The organism is Haloarcula salina (genome assembly GCF_010119195.1).
Classification (GTDB): domain Archaea; phylum Halobacteriota; class Halobacteria; order Halobacteriales; family Haloarculaceae; genus Haloarcula; species Haloarcula salina.
Genome location: NZ_WRXL01000001.1, coordinates 1 through 23,096, shown reverse-complemented (window position 1 = coordinate 23,096; position 23,096 = coordinate 1). Strand labels below are relative to the sequence as shown.

The 23,096-nt window shown below is 67.6% G+C and carries 25 protein-coding genes and 1 pseudogene; 14 read left to right on the top strand and 12 right to left on the bottom strand.

Annotated elements, in window-relative coordinates; genetic code table 11:
* Positions 1 to 31: 31 nt before the first annotated feature.
* Positions 32 to 1,459: a sulfatase-like hydrolase/transferase gene (locus GM656_RS00120; RefSeq protein WP_162411619.1), complete on the top strand. Its 1,428-nt coding sequence runs from the start codon at positions 32 to 34 to the stop codon at positions 1,457 to 1,459.
* Positions 1,460 to 1,477: 18 nt separating this feature from the next.
* On the opposite strand, the gene GM656_RS00115 is transcribed toward GM656_RS00120, so the two are convergent.
* The 3 genes from GM656_RS00115 to aglG form a co-directional block, all read right to left on the bottom strand.
* A complete protein-coding gene (locus GM656_RS00115; RefSeq protein WP_162411618.1) occupies positions 1,478 to 2,914 on the bottom strand; it encodes an oligosaccharide flippase family protein in 1,437 nt (478 codons plus the stop codon).
* 84 nt (positions 2,915 to 2,998) lie between these two features.
* Positions 2,999 to 4,177, bottom strand: a complete 1,179-nt coding sequence (locus GM656_RS00110) for a glycosyltransferase family 4 protein (RefSeq protein ID WP_162411617.1) — start codon at positions 4,175 to 4,177, stop codon at positions 2,999 to 3,001.
* A gap of 3 nt (positions 4,178 to 4,180) precedes the next feature.
* A complete protein-coding gene (gene aglG, locus GM656_RS00105) occupies positions 4,181 to 5,116 on the bottom strand; it encodes a glucosyl-dolichyl phosphate glucuronosyltransferase (RefSeq protein WP_162411616.1) in 936 nt (311 codons plus the stop codon).
* Between the two features lie 95 nt (positions 5,117 to 5,211).
* On the opposite strand from aglG, the gene GM656_RS00100 reads away from it, so the two are divergent.
* Entirely contained in the window at positions 5,212 to 8,031 is a 2,820-nt protein-coding gene (locus GM656_RS00100) for an oligosaccharyl transferase, archaeosortase A system-associated (RefSeq protein ID WP_162411615.1), read from the top strand.
* 90 nt (positions 8,032 to 8,121) lie between these two features.
* Here GM656_RS00100 and GM656_RS00095 read toward each other — a convergent pair whose 3' ends face one another.
* The gene (locus GM656_RS00095; protein ID WP_162411614.1) at positions 8,122 to 8,301 is read right to left on the bottom strand and encodes an HEWD family protein; all 180 of its coding nucleotides are present in this window, start codon (positions 8,299 to 8,301) and stop codon (positions 8,122 to 8,124) included.
* 77 nt (positions 8,302 to 8,378) lie between these two features.
* Here GM656_RS00095 and GM656_RS00090 point away from each other — a divergent pair, with 77 nt between their 5' ends.
* Entirely contained in the window at positions 8,379 to 8,936 is a 558-nt protein-coding gene (locus GM656_RS00090) for a class I SAM-dependent methyltransferase (RefSeq protein WP_162411613.1), read from the top strand.
* Positions 8,937 to 8,945: 9 nt separating this feature from the next.
* Here the strand turns inward: GM656_RS00090 and GM656_RS00085 are convergent, their stop codons facing one another.
* Genes GM656_RS00085 through GM656_RS00075 form a run of 3 tightly spaced genes read right to left on the bottom strand, consistent with a single transcriptional unit; the run spans position 8,946 to position 10,201 of the window.
* Positions 8,946 to 9,401, bottom strand: a complete 456-nt coding sequence (locus GM656_RS00085; RefSeq protein ID WP_162411612.1) for a hypothetical protein — start codon at positions 9,399 to 9,401, stop codon at positions 8,946 to 8,948.
* 31 nt (positions 9,402 to 9,432) lie between these two features.
* Positions 9,433 to 9,876 carry an acyl-CoA thioesterase gene (locus tag GM656_RS00080; protein ID WP_162411611.1) on the bottom strand — a complete coding sequence of 148 codons (444 nt, stop codon included), beginning with the start codon at positions 9,874 to 9,876 and terminating at the stop codon, positions 9,433 to 9,435.
* 49 nt (positions 9,877 to 9,925) lie between these two features.
* Positions 9,926 to 10,201, bottom strand: a complete 276-nt coding sequence (locus tag GM656_RS00075) for a PadR family transcriptional regulator (protein ID WP_162411610.1) — start codon at positions 10,199 to 10,201, stop codon at positions 9,926 to 9,928.
* 260 nt (positions 10,202 to 10,461) lie between these two features.
* Here GM656_RS00075 and GM656_RS00070 point away from each other — a divergent pair, with 260 nt between their 5' ends.
* Genes GM656_RS00070 through purM form a run of 3 tightly spaced genes read left to right on the top strand, consistent with a single transcriptional unit; the run spans position 10,462 to position 13,742 of the window.
* A complete protein-coding gene (locus GM656_RS00070) occupies positions 10,462 to 11,994 on the top strand; it encodes a TraB/GumN family protein (RefSeq protein ID WP_162411609.1) in 1,533 nt (510 codons plus the stop codon).
* Positions 11,994 to 12,671 (top strand): zinc metalloprotease, encoded by a 678-nt coding sequence (locus GM656_RS00065; protein WP_241692679.1) that lies wholly within the window; start codon positions 11,994 to 11,996, stop codon positions 12,669 to 12,671. The genes GM656_RS00070 and GM656_RS00065 overlap by 1 nt, the downstream gene beginning before the upstream one ends.
* 60 nt (positions 12,672 to 12,731) lie before the next feature.
* Positions 12,732 to 13,742 (top strand): phosphoribosylformylglycinamidine cyclo-ligase, encoded by a 1,011-nt coding sequence (gene purM, locus GM656_RS00060; protein ID WP_162411608.1) that lies wholly within the window; start codon positions 12,732 to 12,734, stop codon positions 13,740 to 13,742.
* A 33-nt stretch (positions 13,743 to 13,775) separates the two neighbouring features.
* On the opposite strand, the gene GM656_RS18940 is transcribed toward purM, so the two are convergent.
* From GM656_RS18940 to GM656_RS00050, 3 genes are all read right to left on the bottom strand, one after another.
* The gene (locus GM656_RS18940) at positions 13,776 to 13,922 is read right to left on the bottom strand and encodes a hypothetical protein (protein WP_174242905.1); all 147 of its coding nucleotides are present in this window, start codon (positions 13,920 to 13,922) and stop codon (positions 13,776 to 13,778) included.
* Between the two features lie 117 nt (positions 13,923 to 14,039).
* Positions 14,040 to 14,582: a CBS domain-containing protein gene (locus GM656_RS00055; protein WP_162411607.1), complete on the bottom strand. Its 543-nt coding sequence runs from the start codon at positions 14,580 to 14,582 to the stop codon at positions 14,040 to 14,042.
* A 78-nt stretch (positions 14,583 to 14,660) separates the two neighbouring features.
* Positions 14,661 to 15,029, bottom strand: coding sequence for a DUF555 domain-containing protein (locus GM656_RS00050; RefSeq protein WP_162411606.1), 369 nt, complete (start codon positions 15,027 to 15,029; stop codon positions 14,661 to 14,663).
* A 274-nt stretch (positions 15,030 to 15,303) separates the two neighbouring features.
* Between GM656_RS00050 and GM656_RS18935 the strand changes: the two genes are divergently transcribed.
* From GM656_RS18935 to GM656_RS00025, 6 genes are all read left to right on the top strand, one after another.
* Positions 15,304 to 15,474, top strand: coding sequence for a hypothetical protein (locus tag GM656_RS18935; protein ID WP_174242904.1), 171 nt, complete (start codon positions 15,304 to 15,306; stop codon positions 15,472 to 15,474).
* Between the two features lie 121 nt (positions 15,475 to 15,595).
* The gene (gene psmB, locus GM656_RS00045; protein WP_162411605.1) at positions 15,596 to 16,318 is read left to right on the top strand and encodes an archaeal proteasome endopeptidase complex subunit beta; all 723 of its coding nucleotides are present in this window, start codon (positions 15,596 to 15,598) and stop codon (positions 16,316 to 16,318) included.
* Between the two features lie 107 nt (positions 16,319 to 16,425).
* Complete coding sequence (locus GM656_RS00040; RefSeq protein WP_162411604.1) at positions 16,426 to 17,793, top strand: phosphopentomutase/phosphoglucosamine mutase; 1,368 nt, start codon at positions 16,426 to 16,428, stop codon at positions 17,791 to 17,793.
* 94 nt (positions 17,794 to 17,887) lie between these two features.
* Positions 17,888 to 18,274, top strand: coding sequence for a cytidine deaminase (gene cdd / locus GM656_RS00035; RefSeq protein ID WP_162411603.1), 387 nt, complete (start codon positions 17,888 to 17,890; stop codon positions 18,272 to 18,274).
* Complete coding sequence (locus tag GM656_RS00030) at positions 18,271 to 19,095, top strand: nucleoside phosphorylase (protein WP_162411602.1); 825 nt, start codon at positions 18,271 to 18,273, stop codon at positions 19,093 to 19,095. The genes cdd and GM656_RS00030 overlap by 4 nt, the downstream gene beginning before the upstream one ends.
* Before the next feature lie 101 nt (positions 19,096 to 19,196).
* A complete protein-coding gene (locus GM656_RS00025) occupies positions 19,197 to 20,243 on the top strand; it encodes an FAD-binding oxidoreductase (protein WP_162411601.1) in 1,047 nt (348 codons plus the stop codon).
* On the opposite strand, the gene rocF is transcribed toward GM656_RS00025, so the two are convergent.
* Both rocF and GM656_RS00015 read right to left on the bottom strand, forming a co-directional pair.
* On the bottom strand, positions 20,244 to 21,158 hold the full coding sequence (rocF, locus tag GM656_RS00020) for an arginase (protein ID WP_162411600.1): 915 nt from the start codon (positions 21,156 to 21,158) through the stop codon (positions 20,244 to 20,246).
* Between the two features lie 60 nt (positions 21,159 to 21,218).
* The gene (locus GM656_RS00015; protein WP_162411599.1) at positions 21,219 to 22,142 is read right to left on the bottom strand and encodes an NAD-dependent epimerase/dehydratase family protein; all 924 of its coding nucleotides are present in this window, start codon (positions 22,140 to 22,142) and stop codon (positions 21,219 to 21,221) included.
* Positions 22,143 to 22,264: 122 nt separating this feature from the next.
* Here GM656_RS00015 and GM656_RS00010 point away from each other — a divergent pair, with 122 nt between their 5' ends.
* Together GM656_RS00010 and GM656_RS19290 are read left to right on the top strand one after the other, a co-directional pair.
* The gene (locus GM656_RS00010; RefSeq protein ID WP_162411598.1) at positions 22,265 to 22,798 is read left to right on the top strand and encodes an Rrf2 family transcriptional regulator; all 534 of its coding nucleotides are present in this window, start codon (positions 22,265 to 22,267) and stop codon (positions 22,796 to 22,798) included.
* 145 nt (positions 22,799 to 22,943) lie between these two features.
* Positions 22,944 to 23,096 (top strand): annotated as a pseudogene (locus GM656_RS19290) (NAD(P)/FAD-dependent oxidoreductase); the annotation flags it as partial.

Genomic DNA, 23,096 nt, shown 5'->3' with positions numbered 1-23,096 from the left:
CATATTGCGCTCAGTCCGGTCCCCTCACACGATGGATACGCCCAACGTCCTCCTCGTCGTCCTCGACAGCGTCCGGGCGAAGAACACGAGCCTCCACGGACACGGCAACGAGACGACACCGTTCCTGGAACGGTTCGCCGACGGGGCCGAGGTGTACGAGCAGGCGCGCGCACCCAGCATTCACAGCGTTTCGAGTCACGCGAGCATCTTCACCGGCCACCACGTCCCCGAGCACAACGTCACCAAGCACGAGTCGGAACTCGACCCGACGAGCACGATCTGGCACGAACTCGCCGCGGACCACGGCTACGAGACGGGCATCTTCACGCCGAACGTCGTCGTGGGCGTGTCCTCGAACCTGATCGACCCGTTCGACACCGTCGACGGCCCGCGACAGGACCCGGGTCACCGCTACTTCGAGGGCGGCATCTCGCCCTCGGACGTCGAGGGCCACCAGACGAAGCGCGAGTACCTCGAACGGTGTCTCGACAGCGACGCCCCGCTGAAGTCGATCGTGAACGGACTGTACTTCCAGTACTACGACGGGAGCGACGCGGACGTCGACGAGTCCGCCACGGCGTACATCGACTCCTTCCTCGAGTGGACCGACGCGCGAAGCGGCCCCTGGGCGGCCTGTCTCAATCTGATGGACGCCCACTACCCCTACGAACCGGACGCGGCGTTCGACCGCTGGGGCGGCAACGAACTGCAGGCCGTCCACGACGGGCTGCCGGCCCCGCCGTCGAGAGAGATCGCGACGGAGGGCAGCTGGTGGAAGCTCCGCGCCATCGAGTCGCTATACGACGGCTGCATCCGCCAGCTCGACGCGGCGATGGAGCACCTGGTCTCGGCGCTCAGGGAACGGGGTGCGCTCGACGACACGCTGCTCGTCGTCACCAGCGACCACGGCGAGGGCTTCGGCGAGCGCAGCCTGCTCACGCCGGGCGTCCGCGTCGCGGACCACAGCTGGGGCGTCCACGAGGCCCAGACTCACGTGCCTCTCGTCGTCAGACACCCCGACGGGGGCGACGGCACGGTCGAGGACCGACTCGCGAGCCTCACCCGCTTCCCCGACGTCGTCCGGTCCGAGCTAGCGGGCGAACGCGGCACCTTCGCCGTCGACGACCGCGCCGTCGCGATGACCTACCGGCTCGAACAGCCCGAGCGGGTGCTCCCGTCCGCGTGCCCCGACAGGGAGTCCTACGGCGGCCCGTGGCGAGCCGTCTACCGGCAGGACGGCGAACACGTCAGAAAGGACGCAGACCACGGCCCGGACGCGCGGGCCGAAATCGTCGAGAACGCGCAGGTGTCGTACCCGCGAGACGAGGCCGATACGGCGCTCTTAGACCGTATTTACGACGGGTTCGAGGACGCGGGCGTCCGCGGGAGCCCGGCCGACGACGCCTCGCTGGACGACGACGTCGAACGGCAACTCGAAGAACTGGGCTACCTCCGGTGAGCGCCACTCGGCCGTCAGTCAGTCTCTGATCACGGACACCGGCGCGTTGTCGCGGACGACCGACCGGAGGTCCGGCGAGACAGAGAGCAGGACGACGAAGTACGTCCCGGCGCCGAGCGCGATCAGCACAGTGGTCGCGACCTCGTTTGAGAGCGGGTCGCCCATGCGCGTCAGTACACTGTTCGCCACTGCCACGAGCGCGCCCATCGCGAGCGCCGCGCCGGCCTGTCGGGCGATCTGGACGACGGGCGTGTCGAACGAGACGTGCCGTCGCAGGACGACGTAGCCGCCGATCAAGCTCAGAAACGTCGACGTCGCGGAGGCGACGGCGGCCCCGATCATGCCGTAGTAGTAGACGAGGACGAGGTTCAGCGTCACGTTCGAGACGATCAGTATCGCGTTGACCTTGAACGCCGCCCGCGGTCGGTCGATACCGCCAAGGGCGTTCGTGAACTGCGTCTGGTAGCCGTAGAACAGCACCGAGAGAATGAGGAGGCCGAGCACCTGCGCGCCGCGGCCGAACGCCTCGCCGAATATCCGGAGGATACGGGGCGCGAGCAAGAGCCCGCCGACGAGCCCCGGAATCGTCACCATGCCGGTAAAGGAGAGCGCGTCCTCGACGAGGGTGGCGACCTGCTGGTTCCGGTCGTCGGCGGAGAGCTTGCTCAGCTCCGGAAAGAGGGCGCTGCTGATCGAACTGCTGAAGATGATGAGGAAGTTCGCGACGTTCCAGGTGATGCCGTAGACGCCGACGAGCGCGCTCGGCACGAACAGCCCGAGGACGAGGATGTCGGCCTGTTGGAAGGTCTTCCCTTCCAGCCGGCCCATCCACGCGTACTTCGCGTACTCGAAGAGGCGCTCGAAGTGCCGTCGCCGGGGCAGGCGATACGGCCTGCCAACGAGATACAGCCCCGGAATCACGAGGACGAGACCACCGACGGCGTACCCGCCGACGAGCGCGGTCAGTCCGAGGCTGAGGAACACGCCGCCCACCTGTAACACCGTCCTGGCGATCCGACGCGCGACCTTGAGCATCGCGTCGACGTGGACCAGATGCGAGCCGTTCAGCATCGCGTCGACGTAGGAGCCGAGCAGCCCGACGGCGAGGAGGGCGACGACGAAGTCGATTCGTTCGACGTCGAAGTAGTGCTCGATGGGTCCCTGAAAGACGAGCAGCCCGAGCGCGATGGCCGCGCCGATGGAGGCGATGACGAGGCCGCCGGCGGTCTTGTACTCGCCGACGTCGTTCCCCTCGCTCATCCGCTTCGTGATCGCGCTCCCGATGCCGATCGAGCCGGCGAGCGAGAGCCACGCGACGATGGAGAGCAAGAGGTAGTACCGGCCGAGGACCGTGGGGCCGAGCAGGCGCGCGAACAGGATCGTGGCGGCGAACCCCGCCACCGAGGAGAGGGCCTTCGAGACGAAGGAGACGAAGGAGGTTTGCCCGATTCGCATCAGTATGTCTCGACAACGCCACGGGCGTAATAAGACCCGTTGATATCCGCGGAGTCTGCGGGTCGCGCCACCGGCCGTGACCGCTCAGCGCACTTCCGAAAGGATCGCCGCGTACCGGTCGCACGCGGCTTCGAAACTGTACTCCCGCTCGATCAGTTCGCGTCCGTTCTCGCTGATGGCGGTCAGGTCGTCGCGGGCCAGCACGTCCAGCACCGTCTCGCGGAGCGGCTCGGGCGCTCGCGACTCGATGAGAAAGCCGGTCTCGCCCTCGCGGACCACGTCGGGGACGCCCGAGACCGGCGAAGCGAGCACGGGCGTCCCGCAGGCCAGGGCCTCCAGAATCGTCGTCGGCAGTCCCTCGGTCGGCTGGGAGGGCATGACGAGCAGCGCGAGGTCGTTCAACTGTCGCGGCACGTCGTCGTGATCCACCCAGCCGGTGAGTTCGACCTCGCCGCGCTCGACTTCGTCCGACAGGTCGGATTCGAGCCACTCTCTGAGGTCACCGTCTCCGATGAACCGGAAGGTCACGTCGTCGGGAAGCGACCTCGCGACGGCGGCGAGTTCGCGAACCCCTTTCTCCTCGTCGAGTCGGCCGAGGAAGCCGACGACCCGGTCGCGGTCGTCGTAGGGCCGCTCCACGGAGAACTCCTTCGTGCGGACGTAGCGCGCACCCGTGGGGTAGACGGACGGCGCTTCGGGGTGGAGGTCGAGCTGTCTCGCCATCTCCGGCGTGTACGTGACCACACCGTGTGCGGCGGCGAAGCCGGCGCGCTCCAGCGCCCGGACCGCCCCGGCGAGGGCGGCGGCGACGGCGTCGGGTAGCTCTCGCTCCCAGTTCAGACGGAGCGTCAGCGGCACGTCGCCGCGGGGCTCGACGAGCACCGTCTTGCCGAGCAGTCGCGCGACGATGATCGGCAGGAGATACGACGTCGCCCCGAAGAACAGGACGACCTCCTCGTCGCGCTCGGCGACGACGCGACACATCCGCAACTGGTTCAGGAGGAACCGGAAGGCGGCGACTAGCACCGAGTTACCAGCACCCTTCTGCGTGAGTTCGATCAGCTCGTGGCGCTCGCGAATTTCGGAGTCGGCGGGGAGGTCCGCGGTCACGAGCGAGACGGACGTGATGGCAGAGAGGATGTCGAGCAGGCTCCGCGTGGCGTTCTCGCCGGCGGCGGCCAGCGGGTGCGTGACGACGCAGACGCTCGGGAGGTCCGCCGTCCGTGACGCCGCGCGGTCTCCGCGGTGTTCGGGTCCCGTCATTCGTCACCCCCAGACCGTCATCCCGTAGAGATAGCCCAGCCCGACGAATCCGGTGAGGGCGAACAGGAAGACGAACTGTAACAGTCCCGGGAGCGACGGCGAGCGGACGAGCCCGGCGAGCCTGGCGGGGGCGAACCGGAGCAGGAGGTCGCCGAGGAAGTCCGACTCTTCGCCCGTGGACTCGGGGACGAACACCTCCATCCCGCGCTTGGAGTAGCCCTGCCAGAACGCCCTGTCGAGCAGCCAGCCCGGGTCGGTCCGGTAGTCGAAGATTTTGTGCGCGACCAGGGCGTCGGGCGTGTAGTAGACGCGCTCGCCGTGCTCGGTCTCCAGGCGCGCACACAGTTCCGTCTCGCCGCCCTGGAGGTTCTTGTCACCCTGGCGGCCGCCGATGTCGTCGTCGAAGCCGCCGAGGTCGAGGAACACCGCGCGGTCGAAGGAGATGTTCGAGCCGAACGTGTTGCGGACCTCGCCGGACTCGTCCGGGTCCCCGTCCGGGCCGAACCCGCGGTGCGTGACGCCGACGAGCCAGTAGAACTCCTCGGGGAGGAAGCTCGGCTTGCCGGCGACCCACGCCGGCGTCATCCGCCCGCCGACGGCGAGCGCGTCCTGTCGTTCGTAGGCGTCGACTAGCGCCTCGACCCACCGCTCGTCGGCGACGGCGTCGTCGTCGAGGAACGCGACCACGTCGCCGGTCGCCACCTCGGCCCCGTTGTTCCGGCTCTCTAGCAGGCCGACGTTCTCGTCGTTGCAGTGCGTCAGCACGTCCGCTCGGTCGCCGAAGTCGCGTTCGTAGCGGTCGTAGACGGTCCGGTCCCCGTCGGAGACCAGCACCAATTCCACGTCGTCGTACGTCTGTCCGAGGACGCTCTCGGCCGCTTCCCGGCAGTCGTCGTAGCGCTCCATCGTGTGCGTACAGAGCACCACCGAGACTCGCATACTCCGGGGTCGGAACCGGCGCTGTTAGGCGTTTCCATCCTGCGGTCGTCCGGAGGTCAAAAGGCTTATGCGCGCGTTGGCAGTTTCTCCCTGCAATGAGTCAATCCCGGGGATACTTCGACGACAACCCCGAACTCGAGTCCGCCCTGGAGTGGGCCGAGCGCTGGTACCACATTCCGCTCCTCCTGGTACTGCTCGGGTTCATGCTGTGGAATCGCGTCCGTAGCTGGCAGAATTTCATCATCGACGGCGAGGTCTATTTCAGCGGGAACGACGCCTGGTATCACCTCCGTACGACGCAGTACACGGTGCAGAACTGGCCCGCCACGATGCCGTTCGACCCGTGGACGTACTTCCCGTACGGGACCAGCTCGGGCCAGTTCGGGACGTTTTTCGACCAGATCGTCGCCACCGTGGCGCTGATCGTCGGGCTGGGCTCCCCGAGCGATCAGACGGTCGCGATGACCCTCCTGTTCGCGCCGGCCGTCTTCGGCACCGCTGTGGCGATCCCGACGTACGTCATCGGCCGTCGACTCGGCGGCCGACTCGGCGGCGTCACCGCGGTCGCCGTCCTCGCGTTCTCCGCCGGTTCGTTCCTCCAGCGGAGCATGGTCGGGTTCTCGGACCACCAGGTCGCGGAGGCGCTGTTCCAGACGCTCGGCGTGCTGGGCGTCATGGTGGCCGTCAGCGTCGCCGCGCGAGACAAGCCGATCTACGAACAGTTCCTCGAGCGCGACCTCGACGCGCTGCGCGACACCGTCGGCTGGTCGGTCCTCGCCGGCGTCGCCATCGCGATGTACCTCTGGACCTGGCCGCCGGGCGTTCTCCTGCTCGGCATCCTCGGGCTGTTCTTCCTCCTGCGCCTCTGTGTCGAGTACGTGCACGACCACAGCCCGGAGCACACCGCCATCGCCGGGGCCATCACGATGGCCACCGTCGCCGTGCTGAGCGCGTCGCGGCTCCAGACCCTCCAGATCACCGCGACCTCTCACTCGCTCTTACAGCCCGGCATGGCGCTCGCCGTCGCCGTCGGCTGTGTCTTCATGGCCTGGCTCGCCCGGTACATGGAGCAATCCGACTACGAGCGGTACTTCTACCCGGCGACCGTCTTCGGCATCCTCGCCGTCGGCATCGTGTTCATGGCCGTCGCGCTCCCGGACCTGTACGGCTTCTTCGTCAACAATCTGAGCCGTGTGGTCGGGTTCGTGACGACGGCCTCGGGCGGAACCGTCGGCGAGGTCGCGCCGCTCAGCGACCCGTCAGTCCTGTTCGACCGCCACGGGTTCGCCGTTCTCGTGGCGGCCGGCGGCGCGGTATGGCTCGCCGGGCGACAGATCCTCGACGAGAACGCGCCCGCGCAAGACCTGCTCGTGGTCGTCTGGGGAGCGATTCTCCTGATGGCCACGTTCACGCAGCGCCGGTTCGCGTACTACCTCGTCGTGCCGATCGCGGTGCTGACCGGCATGGCCGTCGGCCGAGTCGTCAGGCGGTTCGACCTCGTCCCCGACGACGGCATCGAGTACTACCAGGTGCTGACGATCCTGACGATCATCCTCGTCGTGATCGCGCCCCTCGTCCTGATCGGCCCGACGACGACGGAGGTCGGCCAGTCGGCCAACCCCGGCGCCGGCATTCAGGGCTGGGACGAGAGCCTCCAGTGGATGCAGACCCACACGCCCGCTGAAGGGACGTACGGAACCGGCGAGGGCGACTCGCTCGAGTACTACGGCACGTACCCGCGACAGGAGGATTACGACTACGAACAGGGCGCCTACGGCGTCATGTCGTGGTGGGACTACGGCCACTGGATCACGACGCGGGCCGAGCGGATTCCGAACGCGAACCCCTTCCAGCAAGGGAGCGACACCGCCGCGCAGTTCCTGATCGCGCCCAACGAGACGGCGGCGAACGGGGTCCTCGACGACGTCGACGAAGACGACGCCAAGACCCGGTACGTCGCCGTCGACTGGAAGATGGCCGAGACGAACGGGAACATCGGTGGGAAGTTCTTCGCGCCGCCGGCGTTCGTCGATGGCGTCCAGGCCAGCGACTACTACAGTCGGCTGTACGTCCAGACCCAGAGCGGCGGGTTCCGTCAGGTGACCGTCCAGAAGCAGGCATACTACGAGACGACGGTGGCGCGGCTGTACCGGTTCCACGGCAGCGCGGCGGAACCACAGCCGCTCGTCGTCGACTGGGAGAACAAACAGACCAGCACTGGCCAGCAGTACCGCGGCGCGCCGACCAACGAGGAGGAGCCCGAGGGCCAGCCACAGGGCCGAATCCTCCGGCAGTTCGAGTCGATGGAGGCGGCCCGCCAGTACGTCCAGAACGACCCGACTTCGCAACTGGGCGGCTACGCCGGAACGCCCGCCGAGCGGGTCCCGGCGATGGAGCACTACCGACTGGTCGGCTCCAGCGAGAGCGAGGCGTTCAACAGCGCCCGGTACCAGTCTTCCGCCTGGACTAAGATCTTCGAGCGCGTCCCCGGCGCGACCGTCGAAGGGAGCGCCCCGGCGAACACGACCGTTCGGGCCGCGGTGCAGATGTACAACCCCGCGACGAACAAGACGTTCGTCTACCGCCAGCGGGTCCAGTCCGACCAGAACGGTAACTTCGAGATGACCGTGCCGTACTCGACGACCGGCTACGACGAGTGGGGCACCGACGAGGGGTACACGAACGTGAGCGTCCGCTCCCGGACCGCCTACCAGTTCACCGCCGTAGGGACCAACAACGGGACCCGAACTGCGTTCACGGACACCACCCAGATCAGCGAGGGACAGGTCATCGGCGAGGAGGAGACGGCCGCCACGGTCGAACTGACGCCGGTCGAGGTGACCACCGGGAACGCGACCGACGGCTCGCTCGCCGCACCGTCGACGCCCGAGGCGTCGACACAGCCGGCGACCTGATCGGCACGCTATCGGAGTCGCTTTTCGGTTCTTCTGAAGGAGGTTCTATCCGTTCGAACGGGAGAAGAAACGCGTCTGTTCGGACTGTTCTCACTCGGCGAGCGGATTGAACGTGCCGTTGATGTCCCACTCGTGGAGACAGTGAGGATTGCCGGACTGCTTGGTTCCGTCTTTCGTGACGATACTCCACGTTTGCTTGTCCGGGTCCCACTCGTCGACCCGTCCGCAGCGTTCACACTCCCGTTTTCGGGGTGCGACGATTTCGACCATATCGGTGCAAACGCGTGAGCCGTTATCAGGCTGCCGGTCCCTGACCGTTTTTCTCCGCCGGGCGCGAACCCCCACCGATGGGATTTCACACCTTCGACGTGGATCGGGCCGAACAGCTCGAAGACCCCGGTCGGTACGAGTACCTCTCGGTCGACGAGCTCCTGGCGCTGTTCGACCCCGAGCAGTCGTCGGTCGTCGCCGACCTCGGGAGCGGGACGGGCTTCTACACCGACTCGGTCGCCGAGGCCACCGGCCGGGTCTACGCGCTCGACGTCCAGGCGGCGATGCACGAGCACTACCGGGAGAAAGGGATGCCGGAGAACGTCGTCCCGGTCACCGCGGCCGTCGAGGCGCTCCCGTTCACCGACGCGCTCGACGCCGTCGTGTCGACGATGACGTTTCACGAGTTCGCCTCGCCGGCCGCGATGGACGCTATCGCGGACGCGCTCGTCCCCGGCGGTCGGGTCGCCATCGGCGACTGGACGCGGACCGGGACCGGGCGAGAGGGGCCGCCGCTGTCAGAGCGGTACGCGGCCGACGACGCCGTGGCGTTCTGTACCGACGCCGGCATCGACGTGACCCGCGCCGAGGACAGGCGCGAGACGTTCGTCCTCGAGGGCGTCCTGCCGGAGTAGATGTGTGGGTCAGAAGTCCGGCAGATCGCCCGCGTCGACTTCTTCGGCTTCCCAGTCGATGTAGTCCTCCGCGAGCACCTCACAGACCACCTGTCCGAACTCGGTGAGGCCGGCGTTGATTCCCGAGACCGTGCCCCATGAGTCGATGTCCGGATGAATCTCCCGCTCGCGCCAGTCCTCCGGCAATCCGGGTGCGTGATAGCCCACGCGGCCGGCGAAGGAGTCCCAGAAGAAGTCGAACTCCGAGATCAGGTCGAGGTCCGTGACGATGGCCCACTGGTCGGCGTCGAGGGACGACTCGGCGGCCCACTGACCGAACGCGTCTTCCCACGCGCCCGCGTCGAGCGCGTCAGCCAGTTCCGCGCGGCGGTACTCGTCGCCCTGCACCTCGGCGTCGTCGTATTCGTCGGCGGCGACGCCGGTCGAAAGCTCCGGTCGCGGCGGCGTCTCGACATCGAGTGTCATAGTCGCCGTAGGCGGGCGGCGGGAATAAACGTCAGCGTGTCGCCTCGCCGTCGAGGGCACGCCGTCGCAGTCGCTCGCCCCGCTCGGAGTCGGTCGTCAGGTCCGGCACCGGGACGGGAGTGCCGTCGTCGTCGACGGCGACGTACACCGAGTACGACTCCGTCGTCGGTTCGCTCTCCCCGGTCCGGAGATCCTCGCGGGAGGCGCGCAGTCGGACCTTGACGCTCGTCTCGCCGGTGTCGTAGACGAAGGCCTCGACGAGGGCGTTGTCGCCGACGGGGATGGGACGCTTGAAGTTCACCTGGTCCATTCGGGCGGTGACGCAGGTCTCGCCGGCGAATCGCATCGCGGACATCGCCCCAAGTTCGTCCATCCACTTCAGCACGTTCCCCCCGTGTGTCGAACCGAGGTGGTTCGAGTGGTTCGGCTGCACCATCCAGCGATTCTCGAGATAGGTCTCTAGAACGGTCGGCACGGGCCGACGTTCGCGTCGGGTACCGTTGAGTCTGTCGTCCGGCGAGCGGTTACGCCGAGATGTACTGCGTTTCCCAGTCCTTTCGCGCGTCGAGTTCGCGCTTGCCCCGCTTGGTCAGCGTGTAGAAGTTCGTCCGGCGGTCGCGCTCGCCCTTCTCGATGAGGCCCTTCTCGACGAGGGTGTCGAGGTTCGGGTACAGTCGGCCGTGGTTCACTTCGCTCTCGTAGTAGTCCTCCAGCTCCTCCTTGATCGCCAGTCCGTGTGGCTCGTCGAGCCCCGCGATGACGTACAGGAGGTCCCGCTGGAATCCGGTCAGGTCGTACATCGCTATGTCCGATACAGTTCGACCCCATACATATCAGTCTTTTGAATCAGTAACGAGTTCGGTACTTTCAGTGAACCCCGTCACGTCTGGTAGTTACCACGAAATTTGTTCCTGTATTAACAGGCTGTCGTGTAATAGCTTCGACGACTGGTGGTGACATACAATGGGACGAACATGACCGGTCGACGAAGTATCCGGCGCGCTCGAGGGAGATGGGCCAACCCGACAACGGTAAAGGACGCGACTGTGTAACGCGGGTGATGACCGAACACGCGGAGTCGGCGGCGGACGACCTCCCCCAGCCGTCGGGTGCGGGGCGCGTCGACGTCGTCGGAACCGCTCACGTCTCCGAGCACAGCGTCGCGGAAGTCGAATCCGCCATCGAGGAGGCCGACCCCGACGTCGTCGCCGTCGAACTCGACGAGGGCCGCTATCGCCAGATCAAAGGCGAGACGCCCGACGACCTCGACGCGAGCGACCTCCTTCGAGGGAACACCGTCTTCCAGTTCCTCGCCTACTGGATGCTGTCGTACATCCAGACCCGGCTGGGCGAGCGCTTCGACATCCAGCCCGGCGCTGACATGAAAGCCGGAATCGACACCGCCGAGCGCCTCGGACTCGGCGTCGCGCTCGTCGACCGGGACATCCAGACGACGGTCCAGCGCTTCTGGGCGCGCCTCTCCGCAGTCGAGAAGCTCACGCTCGTCGGGAGCCTGGCGGCCGAACTCGGCCCGCCGCTCACGGTCGGACTCACGTTCGGTGCGGTGCTCGGTGGAGCCGTCGCCATCGTCGCCGGCGCGTTCGCCGGACCGCTTATCGTCCCCAGCGGCGCGCTCTCGGGCGTGCTGCCGGGCGGCGTCGGGACCACCGTCGCCGGTCTGCTCGACACGCTGCTGACGATTTGCGTCGTCGCGCTCGCGGTCGGAATCCCCATCGCCGCCGTTCTGACCCGGTTCCGCGGCGGCGAGGAGGTCGAGGAGTTCGACATGGAGCGACTGACCGACACCGACGTGGTCAGCGCGATGATGGAGGAGTTCCGGCAGTTCTCGCCCGGCGGCGCGGAGGCGCTCATCGACGAGCGCGACGCCTTCATCGCCCACCGGCTCGTCGCGCTCCGCGAGGCCGGCTACCACGTCGTCGCCGTCGTGGGCGCGGGCCACCGCGAGGGCATCGAGCGCTATCTCGACGACCCCGATTCGCTTCCGCCGATGGAATCGCTCGTCGGGACCGAGAGCGGGCGGCGCGTGTCGCTGTACAAGCTGATCGGCTACGGCTTCGGCTTCGTCTTTCTGGCCTTCTTCGGCCTGCTCATCCTCGGCGGCGCGAGCCAGTCGGTCCTGCTGCAGCTGTTCGTCGCGCTGGTCGCGGTCAACGCCGTCCTGGCGGGCGGCCTCGCCAAGGTGGCCGGCGCGCACTGGTCGAGCGCGCTCGCCGCCGGTGCGTTCGGCTGGCTGACGAGCCTGTTCCCGCTGCTCGCGGCGGGCTGGTTCGCCGGCTACGTCGAGCTCAAGTACATCTCCGTAAACATCAGCGACATCGCGACGCTGAACGATATCCTCAACGACCAGGAGTCGCCGATCATGGACCTCGTCGCCCGGATGCGACAGGTCCCGCTCTTTCGGCTCATCCTCGTCGTCGCCCTCACGAACGTCGGTAGCGCCGTCGCCTCCTACGTCGTCTTCCCGGTGCTGATCCCGTACATCTCCTCTGACATCGGCGGCATGGCGGGGGTCTCGCGGCTCCTCTGGCAGGGCGTTCGCGAGGGGACCCAGATCCTGGTGGGGGTCCTCTGATGGCCGGGCAGATGGGGCGACGCGGCGGCGCGAGCGGCGGGCCCGGTGGCCTGTCGTTCAGCGGGCGCGAACTCCGCGACCTCCTCGTCGCGTGGCTCGCCCTCGGCGTCGCGTTCACGTTCTTCCTCGAACGGGAACTCACCCGTATCGTCTTCCTCCAGTTCCAGGGCCTGTCGCTGTCCGCCGCCGCCGGCACGTTCGCGGTCAGTCTGCTGACCGTCGGTATCGGGTTCCTGCTCCACGAACTCGCGCACAAGGTCGTCGCCGTCCGGTTCGGCCAGGTCGCCGCGTTCAAGGCCGACTACAAGATGCTGGGGTTCGCGGTCCTCGGCGGCCTCGTCGGCTTCCTCTTCGCCGCGCCCGGCGCGGTCGTCCACCGCGGTCGCCTCACGGCGAAGCAACACGGCCTCATCGCCGTCGCCGGACCGGTGACGAACCTCGCGCTCGCCGTCGCCTTCCTCGTCCCGTTCGTCGCGTCGCTCATCTCCGGCGCTGGCGGGTTCCTCTGGGAGGTCGCGCGGATGGGGCTCCAGATCAACCTCCTGCTCGCCGGCTTCAACATGCTCCCGTTCGGCCCGCTCGACGGGCGAACGGTGCGAGAGTGGAGCACGCCGATCTTCCTCGTCGTCGCGGTCCCGTCGATCCTGCTCGGACTCGGCGCGCTGTTCGTCCTCTGAAGCGGTCCGGCGCTCCGCCGGAACGACGCCCTTTTGCCCGCGCCACGCGCGCTCTCGGATATGACCGACGGAGACGCGACGGACCCCGAGGACGACGCGGAGGAGGGACTGACCTACGCCGAGACCGGCGTGGACATCGACGCCAGCGAGGCGGCGACGGAGGCGCTCATCGGCGCGGCCGGCGAGTTCGAGGGCGACTACGCCGGGCTGGTCGACATCGGTGATCAGTACCTCGCGCTCGCGACGGACGGCGTCGGCACGAAACTGCTCGTGGCCGAGGCCATCGACGACTACTCCACCATCGGCATCGACTGCATCGCGATGAACGCCAACGACCTCATCGCGGCCGGCGTCGAGCCGGTGGCGTTCGTCGACTACCTCGCGGTCGAGACGCCGGACGAGGAGACCAGCGAGGACATCGGCGCGGGGCTCCAGACCGGGGCCGAGCGCGCCGGCGTCGCCCTCGTGGGCGGCGAGACAGCGGTGATGCCCGACGTGATAAAGGGCCTCGACATCGCCGGGACCTGCGCGGGGCTGGCCCCGAAAGACGCCGTCTTCCCCGGCGAGGCCGAGCCCGGCGACGCCATCGTCGGCTGGCCGTCCTCGGGCATCCACTCGAACGGGCTCACGCTCGCCCGCGAGGCGGTCACGCGCGACCACGAGTACACCGACCCGTTCCCGCCGAACCCGGACCGGACCATCGCCGAGGAACTGCTCGAACCGACCCGGATCTACAGCGAGGTGCTCGGCCCGCTCCGCGCCGTCGACACGCACGCGGCCGCTCACGTCACCGGTGGCGGCTGGACGAACCTCACGCGGATGGGGCCCCACCGCTACGAGATCACGGACCCGTTCGACGCCCAGCCGGTCTTCGAGTTCGTCCAGCGCGAGGGCAGCGTCGACGACGAGGAGATGCACCGGACGTTCAACATGGGGACCGGCTTCGTCGCCGCGGTCCCAGAGAGCGACGCCGACGAGGTCGTGGCCGCGTCGGACGACGCGCGCGTCGTCGGCACCGTCGAGGCGGGCGACGAGGCGGTCGCGGTCCGCGGGCTCGAACTGACCGAGTGAGGGGAAAATCGAACCGTCGGTATCGCCGACGCGTCAGGCGGAGAGGAGGTCCTTGCCGGCCGTCTCCTCGGCGATGCGGATCTGGAGCGCCTGTCGGATGTGATATTTCGCGGCTTCGTTTTCGGCGCTGTCGAGCGCGGCTTCGAGTTCGGCGTAGAGCGGGTCGTCGGGGTTGGGCATCGTAGGTAACTCGTCGGCGAGACTGAATATATAGCCACAGCACCGTTTTTCGCGGTTAATCCGCTCTTACGGCCGGTATGCGGGTACTATCGCCGTTTCCGTTTCTGAGAACTGGAGTTAGCTCACCGTACGCGCGATGTCGGCCTCGGTTATGACCCCGATAGTTTCGCCCCCCTCGACCACCATCACGGCGGCGTTGTGGTTCAGGTACGCGTCGACTTCGTCGATGGGCGCGTCCGACTCGACGGTGGCGATGGACTCGTGCATCACCTCGGCGACGGGGAGTTCGCCGACGTTCTCCTCCGATCGCTGGCGGATGTCCGAGTTCCCGATGAGTCCCTGGGGCGCGCCGTCGCGGACGACGGGGACCTGCGAGTACCCCTTCTCGTCCATCAGCTCCTTCGCCTGGTGGACGGAGTCGTCGGGCGCGACGCTGACTACCGGCGCGTTCATCAGGTCGCGCGCCTTGACGATGCCGCCCTCGGCCTCCTCGAGCGCGGTGACGATACGTCGGAGCGTCGAGAGCCGCGGGTCCACGTCGCCGCCCTCGATGCGGGCGATGAGCGGTTGCGACACGTCGGCGCGCTCCGCGAGTTCGCTCTGGGTCAGGCCGAGGTCGTTCCGGCGTTCCCGGAGGTCCTGCGGCGTCGGTAACTCCATACAGGCGATTACTAACGGTAATATAAAAAGCCAACGGCTACGCGCGGGCGGTGCCGGCGGAGAACGTGACGGGTCGCGTTAGGCTTCGGCCTCGGCCTCGTCGTCTTCCTGAGTCTCGAAGACCTCGATGACTTTCAGGGGCACGTCCCGGAGCGCGCCGCCGATCTCGCTCTTGGCGATGCGCTGTGCGTGCTCGGGGGACTCGGCGTTGAACACGTCCATCTCGAGGACGAGTCCGACGAGTGCGGTGTCGGCCGCGATGAACGCCGAGTCGAACGGCTCGCCGCAGGCCGGACAGCCGGTCGCGCCGACCTCGACCTCGACGTAGTCCATCTCCGCCTCGTTGAGGCGCTTGCCGGCCTCGCTCACCGCGACGCCGATAGCGTCGTCGATGTCGTCTACGTCACGGACCAGCCAGGCTGCTTCCATCGCCACGAGGTAGTTCATACGCACACTCTCGTGGCCCGACTATTCGATAGTTTTGATTCGCGTCCGGTGCGCACGTCACCGTTACTATCTGCATAACTTATGCGAACCAGCGGCGCGGCTCACGCCCCTGTTACGCCTCCGGCGGCGTCGGTGACCCGGAATACGACTGCTCCCAGTGTGTTCGGCAAACCGCAAGACTGCGGCGGGACAGTCCTTCACAATCGATGATACGTTTCCACAGGGTGGCAACAAAGCTTATATACCAGACACGCTCTGGACTCAGCCGAAGACGATGGTTGCCCGACTGTACACCGCAACGCTGTTCGCACTCTACCAGTTCACCCTGCTGCTCGGCATCCTGCTGTTGCCGGTAGCGATGATCACGGAGCGACTCGGCCTCCGGCTTCCGATGGACCGGGTCCTCTCGGGGCTCAACGACGCCTACGCGCAGGCGAGCGCCTGATGATGTCACACAATTCGAGGTCTCCGTAATCGAACGAGGTGCGACCGCGACGTCTCGCTGGAGGCGGTCAGGCTCACCACAAGAAGAGGTTTTATCAGCGCCGGACTGATACCGCAGGGTAATGCGAGAGATGACTCCCGGGCCGGATTTCTCTGGACCCAAGACCGCCGACGAGTTCCAGAGCGATCCCTACGAGCCAGAGGTCGGATCCCTCCCCGAACAGTCCGCCCAGGACGGCGAGAAGGTGAACAAGACGGGTACGACCACCATCGGTATCACGACGACCGACGGCGTCGTCATCGCGACGGACATGCGCGCCTCGCTCGGCGGTCGCTTCGTCTCGAACAAGAACGTCCAGAAGGTCGAGCAGATCCACCCGACCGCCGCGCTCACGCTCGTGGGCAGCGTCGGCGGCGCGCAGTCGTTCATCCGCACGCTCCGCGCCGAGGTCAACCTCTACGAGGCTCGACGCGGCGAGGACATCACGATGAAGGGGCTCTCGACGCTCGCCGGGAACTTCGCCCGCGGCGGCCCCTTCTTCGCCATCAACCCCATCCTCGGCGGCGTCGACGACGACGGCCACCACGTCTACTCCATCGACCCGGCCGGCGGCGTCATGAAAGACGACTACACGGTCACCGGCTCCGGGCTGACCGTCGCCTACGGGACCCTCGAAGACCGCTACGAGGACGACATGAGCAACGCGGAGGCCCGCGAGGTCGCCGCCGCCTCGATCAAGGCCGCCGCAGAGCGCGACACCGGTTCCGGGAACGGCATCTATCTCGCCGAAGTCACGGCCGAGGGCGTCGATATCGACGGTTACGACTTCGACGAACTGCTGTAATCGGTCGCTCCCTTTTCTCTGTGCGACGCCCGGTCGCGCCTTCCCGACGCACCGACATAGCTGTCGCCGAACGAGAGAATTAAACGGCCGGCTTCCGCATCGCCGGTATGGAACTGTTCGGGACGGCCGGAATCCGGGGGGATGTCGTATCGAAGGTGACGCCCGAGCTCGCGCTCCGGGTCGGGCAGGCCGTGGGGCGGGACGGCGAGACGTTCGCGCTCGGGTACGACGGCCGCGTCACGTCGCCGGCGCTCGCCGACGCGATGGCCGCGGGCCTCCAGAGCGCCGGCGCTCGCGTCGTCAGAGTCGGACGCGTCCCGACGCCGGCCCTGGCCTACGCCTCGCGGGGCCGACACGGCGTGATGATCACCGCGAGTCACAACCCCCCGACGGACAACGGCATCAAGGTGTTCACCGACGGCACGGAGTACGGCGACGACGCCGAAGAACGGATCGAGCGCCGGGTCGCCGACGAGGCCGGCCCCGCGGTCTGGCGCGACTGGGCCGGCGCCGAGTCCGTCGACGCCCTCGACGACTACCGCGCCGCGGTCGCGGCCTACGCCGAGTCGCTCGGGGCCGACCCGTCCGGGCTGACGGTCGCCGTCGACTGCGGCAACGGGATGGGCGGCGTCGCCACGCCGCAGGTCCTCGGCACGCTCGGCGCGGACGTGCTGGCGACCGAGGCCAACGTCGACGGCTTCTTCCCCGGCCGCGAGAGCAAGCCGACGCCGGAGACCCTCGCCGACTTCCGGCGGTTCGTCGCCGACTCCGACGCCGACTTCGGCTTCGGCCACGACGGCGACGCCGACCGCATCGTCGTGGTCGACCGCGACGGCGAGGTGATCCACGAGGACACCGTCCTCGCGATGCTCGCCGAGCACTACACGCGGGCGGCGACCGCCTCGGACCCCGTCGTGGTGACGACGCCGAACGCCTCTGGCCGAATCGACGAGCGGGTGGAGGCCGCCGGCGGCCGCGTCGAGCGCATCCACCTCGGCTCGCTCCACGTCGGCATCGCGAACGCCCGCGAGAGCGGGACCGACGACACCGAAGTCGTCTTCGCCGCCGAACCCTGGAAGCACATCCACACCGCTTTCGGCGGCTGGATCGACGGCGTCGCCAGCGCGGCCGTCCTCACGCGCCTGTTCGCCGCGGAGGGCGTCGCCGACCGGCGGGCCGCTATCTCGGAGCGGCCCTACGAGAAGGTGAGCGTCTCGTGCCCGGACGACGCCAAGGCCGCGGTCATGGACCGCCTCGAATCCGCCCTGCCCGCGACGTTCCCCGACGCGGGGGTCTCGACGGAGTACGGCGTCCGCCTCTCCTTTTCGGACGGCTCGTGGACGCTCGTCCGCCCGAGCGGGACGGAGCCGTACGTCCGCGTCTACGCCGAGAGCGACGACATCGACGCGCTCGTCGACGAGACGACCGCGGTCGTCGGCGACGCGGTGGACGAGGTCACCGTCGCGGACGCCTGAGTCGGACCGCTGTCTCGGCGCTCGAACGCGGCGACGAACCGGCACATTCTATCGGGACCGACAGCATTTCCACCCGTCCGGTCGACCCCGGAGCATGGACGACCTCCTCGAAGCGGCCAGAGACGCCATCGACGACGCGTACGTCCCGTACTCGGAGTACACCGTCGGCGCGGCCATCGAGACCACCGACGGCGACGTGTACACCGGCTGTAACATCGAGAACGCGAACTACAGCAACAGCCTCCACGCCGAGGAGGTGGCCGTCGGAAAGGCGGTCAGCGACGGCCACCGGGAGTTCGAGCGCATCGCCGTCACCTCCGGCAAGCGCGACGGCGTCACGCCCTGCGGGATGTGTCGACAGACGCTGGCGGAGTTCTGCGACGAGTCCTTCGAGGTCGTCACCGACGGCGACGACCCGACCGCGTACGAACTCGGCGACCTCATCCCGGAGACGATCACCCGCGGCCACCTCGACGCATGACCGACGACAGCGAAGACCCGAACGACGACGTGCAGTACCACCTCGAAGTGAGTTCGGACGACGTGGCCGACAGCGTGCTGCTGCCGGGCAACCCCGAGCGGGTCGAGAAGATCGTGGACTACTGGGACGACCACGAGGTCGTCGCCGAACACCGCGAGTACCGCACGGCGACGGGGGCCCACGAGGGGTCGCCCATCTCGGTCACCTCGACGGGCATCGGCTGCCCGTCCGCCGCCATCGCCGTCGAGGAACTGGCGCGCGTCGGCGCGGACACCTTCCTCCGGGTCGGCTCCTGCGGGGCCATCCAGGAGGAGGCCAGCGTCGGCGACCTGATCATCACGACCGGGGCGGTCCGACAGGAGGGGACCAGCAAGGAGTACGTCCGCGAGGACTACCCCGCGAGCGCCGACCACCGCGTCGTCTCGGCGCTCGTCGCCGCCGCCGAGGAACTGGGCTACGACTACCACCTCGGGGTCACCTGCTCGACGGATAGCTTCTACGCCGGCCAGTCCCGCCCCGGCTTCGAGGGCTTCGAGGCCAGCGGCAGCGACGAGCGAATCGAGGCGCTCCGCGAGGCCGGCGTCCTCAACTTCGAGATGGAGGCCGCGAGCATCCTCACGCTGGCGAGCCTCTACGGCCTGCGCGCCGGCGCGGTCTGTACGGTGTACGCCAACCGCGTCACGGGCGAGTTCCGGACTGAAGGCGAGCGAAAGGCCGCAAAGTGCGCCAGCCTCGCCGTGACCTACCTCGACGCGATGGACGAGGCCGTCGAGGACGCCGACGCCGATCAGTGGCACGCCGGCCTCTCCGTCGACCGCTAGGCCGGTCACGGCGAGCGCTAGCCGCGAGTGAGACTCTCTCTCTCGCCGACTCGACCGAGAGCGGGGGGTAGAGATACAACGGTCGACGTGCTAGCCCGTCCATGGACCTGCCCTCCCACCTCTCGCAACACGACCGCGCGGCGCAGCTCCCGCTGGTCACGAAGGACGCCCGCGTCACGCTGGCCGAGCCGATGGACCGAAACCGCAACGACGAGGTGCTGTCGGCACTCCGCGACCAGATCGCGGCCGTCGGCGAGCGATCCTGGCTGGCGGACGCCGACGAGGGCTCGACCTACCGGTGGGACGACCTGTTCGAGCGCCTGCGAGCGGCCGGTGCGTCCGACGCCCGTCTCGACCGAATCGAGACGCTCGCCGAGCGGTTCGACCGCCCCTATCCGTCGCTGCTTCGCCTCCGCGTGAAGGCCGACGTGGACATCGACTTCGCGCCGGGGCAGTACGTCACGCTCAGGGTGGGCGACACGCCGCGAGCGTACTCGCTCGCGAACTCTCCAACCGAGGACGAACTGGAGTTCTGCATCCGACTCGTCCCCGGCGGACGGCTCACGAGCGATCTGTTCGAACACGTCGACGTGGGCGACCGGGTGGTGGTCCGCGGCCCCAACGGCCACATGGTGCTCGACCCGCCGTCGAGGCGCGATATGGTCTTCCTGGCGACGGGGACCGGCGTCGCGCCGTTCAAGAGCATGATCGACTACACCTTTGAGACGGGCCGTGACGTGGTCGACGGCGACCCCCGGCACGTCTGGCTGTTCCTCGGCTGCGGCTGGGAGGACGACCTGCCCCACCGCGAGCACTTCCGGCGGCTGGACGCCGAGCACGACCACTTCCACTTCGTCCCGACGCTCACCCGCGAGCCACTGCTGACCGACTGGGAGGGCGAGACCGACTACGTCCAGTCGGTGTTCGTCACGCACGTCGCCGAGGACGCGCTCGCCAACGCACGGCTCCCCGAGCGCCTCGCCGGCGCTCGCAAGCAGGCCCCGAAGTCGGGCGTCGACGCCCGCATCGACCCCTCGAACGTCGAGCTGTACGCCTGTGGCATCAGCGCCATGGTCTCGACGCTGGTCCGGGCCGCGCGGAGCGTCGGCGTCCCCGACTCGGAGATGCAGTACGAGGGGTTCGGGTAGTCAGAGCACTCGCTTACCGAACGCGCTCGCGACCAGTTCGCAGGCCAGTTCGGCCGTCTTGTTGTGCTGGTCGAGGATCGGGTTCACCTCGACGACCTCCATCGAGCGCAGTCGCTTGTGGTGCTCCGCGACGTACTCCATGGCGGTGTGGGCCTCGCGGTATGAGACGCCCCCGCGGACCGGCGTCCCGACGCCCGGTGCTTCCGTCGGGTCGAGCCAGTCCATGTCGAGGCTGACGTGGATGCCGTCGGTGCCGTCGGTCGCGATCTCCAGGGCCTCGGCGACGACCTCCGGGGCGCTCCGAGCGTCGATGTCGGACATCGTGAATGCCGTCGCCTCGCTCTCCCGGATGAGGCGGCGCTCCCCCTCGTCTACGTCGCGGAGCCCGACGATGACGACGTTCTCCTCGCTGACGGCCGGCGTGTGCGCCCACTCGTGGTCGGCGAACGGGCCCCGGCCGAGGACGGCGGCCAGCGACATCCCGTGGATGTTGCCGCTCGGCGTCGTCTCCGGCGTGTTGAAGTCGCCGTGGGCGTCGAACCAGACGACGCCCAGGTCCTCGTCGTCCCGGGCCGCGCCGGCGAGCGTGCCGACGGCGATGGAGTGATCGCCGCCGAGAACGAGCGGGAATCCCCCCTCTCCGACCGTCGCGTCGACCGCGGTCGCCACGTCTTCGCACACTTCCTTCGTCTCCCTGAAGAACTTCGCGCGCCCCGGCGTTGGACTGCCCGCGTCCGGATCGCGCTCTTCCGGCCGGGGGACGTGGATGTCGCCCCCGTCGACGCAGTCGATACCCGCGCTCTCGATCTGTTCGGCGAGCCCGCCGTAGCGGATCGCCGACGGCCCCATGTCGACCCCGCGTCGGTCGGCGCCGAGGTCCATCGGAACGCCGAGGACGCGCACCTGTCGGTTCATACCCGCGCTTCACCGCCGAGAAGTAAATGTCCCCGCCTCGCGGTCCGGGTCGCCGCTCGGTCAGTCGCCGGTGTAGGGCGCACAGACCAGTTCGATCCCCTCCTCGAAGCTGATCTGCGGTTCCCAGCCGGTCGCCGCGCGCATCTTCGAAGCGTCGGCGCAGGTGTCGTGGACGTACACGTCGTCCGGGATGGGGTTCTCGACGAATTCCGGGTCGATGTCGGTCCCGAGTTCGTCGTTGAGCATCTCGACGACCGTGAGGAAGTCGTAGGCCTCGCCGGTGCCGAGGTTGTAGACGCCGTCGAGTTCGTGGTCGGCGGCCTGGATCAGCCCGCGGACGATGTCGTCGACGTGGGTGAAATCGCGAGTCTGCTCGCCGTCGCCGTACAGGACGGGCGCTTCGCCGTTCGCCATGTCGTCGGCGAACTGCGCGATGACGTTGGCGTACTCGCCCTTGTGTTCCTCGGCGCCGCCGTAGCCCTGGTACACCGAAAAAAAGCGCATCCCGGCCAGCGTGAGGTCGTAGTGGTTCCCGAAGTACTCGGCGTAGGTCTCGCGGGCCATCTTCGAGGCCTCGTAGCCCGTGTTGACCGTCACGTCCATGTCCTCTGGCGAGGGCTCGGTCCGACTGCCGTAAATCGAGGAGGTCGAGGCGTAGACGATCGTGTCACAGCCGTCGTCGCGGGCCTGCTCGACGGTGTTGACGAACCCCTCGACGTTGACCCGCGCGCCGTGGGTCGGGTCGTCCTCGTGCATCGCGTACGACGACAGCGCCGCGAGGTGAAACACCACGTCAACGTCGGTCGGCAGGTCGTCCTCGACGACGCTTCGTTCCACGTACTCGACATCTTCCGAGACGTTCTCGGCCGTGCCCAGATACCCGTCGTCCAGCGCGATGACGTCGTTGTCGGCCGCGAGTTCGTTCGCGAGGTTCGCGCCGATGAACCCGCCGCCGCCGGTCACCAGTACGCGTTGATCTTCCATATCTGTGTCACGAAGGGCCCCGTCAAAAGTGGTGGTGTTTTTGTCCGTTTCGAACGCCCGACACGCCGCGTTCCACACAGTCTACCGTCGCATTTAAGGACGGCTATACCGAACAACAAATTATGTCATCTATCGAACTGACACCCAGCCAAAAGAACATTCTACAGGAACTGGTAAATCTCTACCGGGAGAGCGAGAGCGCGGTCAAGGGCGAGGACATCGCGGAGAAGGTCGACCGGAACCCGGGGACCATCCGCAACCAGATGCAGAGCCTGAAGGCCCTGCAACTGGTCGAGGGCGTGCCGGGCCCGAAAGGCGGGTACAAACCCACCGCGAACGCCTACGACGCCCTGCAGATCCAGGACATGGATCAGGCCGCCGAGGTCCCGCTTCGCCACAACGGCGAACTGGTCGAACACTCGAACGTCGAGGAGATCGACCTGACCAGCGTCCACCACCCCGAAAAGTGCCGCGCAGAGATCCAACTCCAGGGCTCTCTCTCCGAGTTCCACGAGGGCGATTCGGTGACAGTCGGTCCGACGCCCCTCTCGAAACTCCAGATCATCGGGACACTCGAGGGCAAAGACGACACGAACAACAAGCTCATCCTCGCTATCGACGATATGCGAGCCCCGGCCGGCGAGCCCGAACACTAACTCCAGTCGGTTTTCCCTCTCGCTATCTCTTTCACTCGCGGTGATTGTCGCTCCCTCGCATTCATCACGATTTTATCGGCATAATTTTCCCCGGAACGGGACCGATTTCAAAGGGTTTGTATCGGTCGGTTGCGGAGTCGTCGGTATGACAGAGAACGTAGTGGTACTCGGAGCAGGGTACGCCGGTGCCGGAACGATCAAAAGTCTCGAGGAGGAACTGAACGGCGAGGCTGACGTGACGTGGATTTCGGACACGGACTATCACCTGGTGTTACACGAGTCCCACCGCTGCATTCGT

Bases quoted from the DNA above. Each gene is read 5' to 3' on its own strand.
- GM656_RS00120 (WP_162411619.1), top strand. From the start codon at position 32: ATGGATACGCCCAACGTCCTCCTCGTCGTCCTCGACAGCGTCCGGGCG.
- GM656_RS00115 (WP_162411618.1), bottom strand. From the start codon at position 2,914: ATGCGAATCGGGCAAACCTCCTTCGTCTCCTTCGTCTCGAAGGCCCTC.
- GM656_RS00110 (WP_162411617.1), bottom strand. From the start codon at position 4,177: ATGACGGGACCCGAACACCGCGGAGACCGCGCGGCGTCACGGACGGCG.
- aglG (WP_162411616.1), bottom strand. From the start codon at position 5,116: ATGCGAGTCTCGGTGGTGCTCTGTACGCACACGATGGAGCGCTACGAC.
- GM656_RS00100 (WP_162411615.1), top strand. From the start codon at position 5,212: ATGAGTCAATCCCGGGGATACTTCGACGACAACCCCGAACTCGAGTCC.
- GM656_RS00095 (WP_162411614.1), bottom strand. From the start codon at position 8,301: ATGGTCGAAATCGTCGCACCCCGAAAACGGGAGTGTGAACGCTGCGGA.
- GM656_RS00090 (WP_162411613.1), top strand. From the start codon at position 8,379: ATGGGATTTCACACCTTCGACGTGGATCGGGCCGAACAGCTCGAAGAC.
- GM656_RS00085 (WP_162411612.1), bottom strand. From the start codon at position 9,401: ATGACACTCGATGTCGAGACGCCGCCGCGACCGGAGCTTTCGACCGGC.
- GM656_RS00075 (WP_162411610.1), bottom strand. From the start codon at position 10,201: ATGTACGACCTGACCGGATTCCAGCGGGACCTCCTGTACGTCATCGCG.
- GM656_RS00070 (WP_162411609.1), top strand. From the start codon at position 10,462: ATGACCGAACACGCGGAGTCGGCGGCGGACGACCTCCCCCAGCCGTCG.
- GM656_RS00065 (WP_241692679.1), top strand. From the start codon at position 11,994: ATGGCCGGGCAGATGGGGCGACGCGGCGGCGCGAGCGGCGGGCCCGGT.
- purM (WP_162411608.1), top strand. From the start codon at position 12,732: ATGACCGACGGAGACGCGACGGACCCCGAGGACGACGCGGAGGAGGGA.
- GM656_RS18940 (WP_174242905.1), bottom strand. From the start codon at position 13,922: ATGCCCAACCCCGACGACCCGCTCTACGCCGAACTCGAAGCCGCGCTC.
- GM656_RS00055 (WP_162411607.1), bottom strand. From the start codon at position 14,582: ATGGAGTTACCGACGCCGCAGGACCTCCGGGAACGCCGGAACGACCTC.
- GM656_RS00050 (WP_162411606.1), bottom strand. From the start codon at position 15,029: ATGAACTACCTCGTGGCGATGGAAGCAGCCTGGCTGGTCCGTGACGTA.
- GM656_RS18935 (WP_174242904.1), top strand. From the start codon at position 15,304: ATGGTTGCCCGACTGTACACCGCAACGCTGTTCGCACTCTACCAGTTC.
- psmB (WP_162411605.1), top strand. From the start codon at position 15,596: ATGCGAGAGATGACTCCCGGGCCGGATTTCTCTGGACCCAAGACCGCC.
- GM656_RS00040 (WP_162411604.1), top strand. From the start codon at position 16,426: ATGGAACTGTTCGGGACGGCCGGAATCCGGGGGGATGTCGTATCGAAG.
- cdd (WP_162411603.1), top strand. From the start codon at position 17,888: ATGGACGACCTCCTCGAAGCGGCCAGAGACGCCATCGACGACGCGTAC.
- GM656_RS00030 (WP_162411602.1), top strand. From the start codon at position 18,271: ATGACCGACGACAGCGAAGACCCGAACGACGACGTGCAGTACCACCTC.
- GM656_RS00025 (WP_162411601.1), top strand. From the start codon at position 19,197: ATGGACCTGCCCTCCCACCTCTCGCAACACGACCGCGCGGCGCAGCTC.
- rocF (WP_162411600.1), bottom strand. From the start codon at position 21,158: ATGAACCGACAGGTGCGCGTCCTCGGCGTTCCGATGGACCTCGGCGCC.
- GM656_RS00015 (WP_162411599.1), bottom strand. From the start codon at position 22,142: ATGGAAGATCAACGCGTACTGGTGACCGGCGGCGGCGGGTTCATCGGC.
- GM656_RS00010 (WP_162411598.1), top strand. From the start codon at position 22,265: ATGTCATCTATCGAACTGACACCCAGCCAAAAGAACATTCTACAGGAA.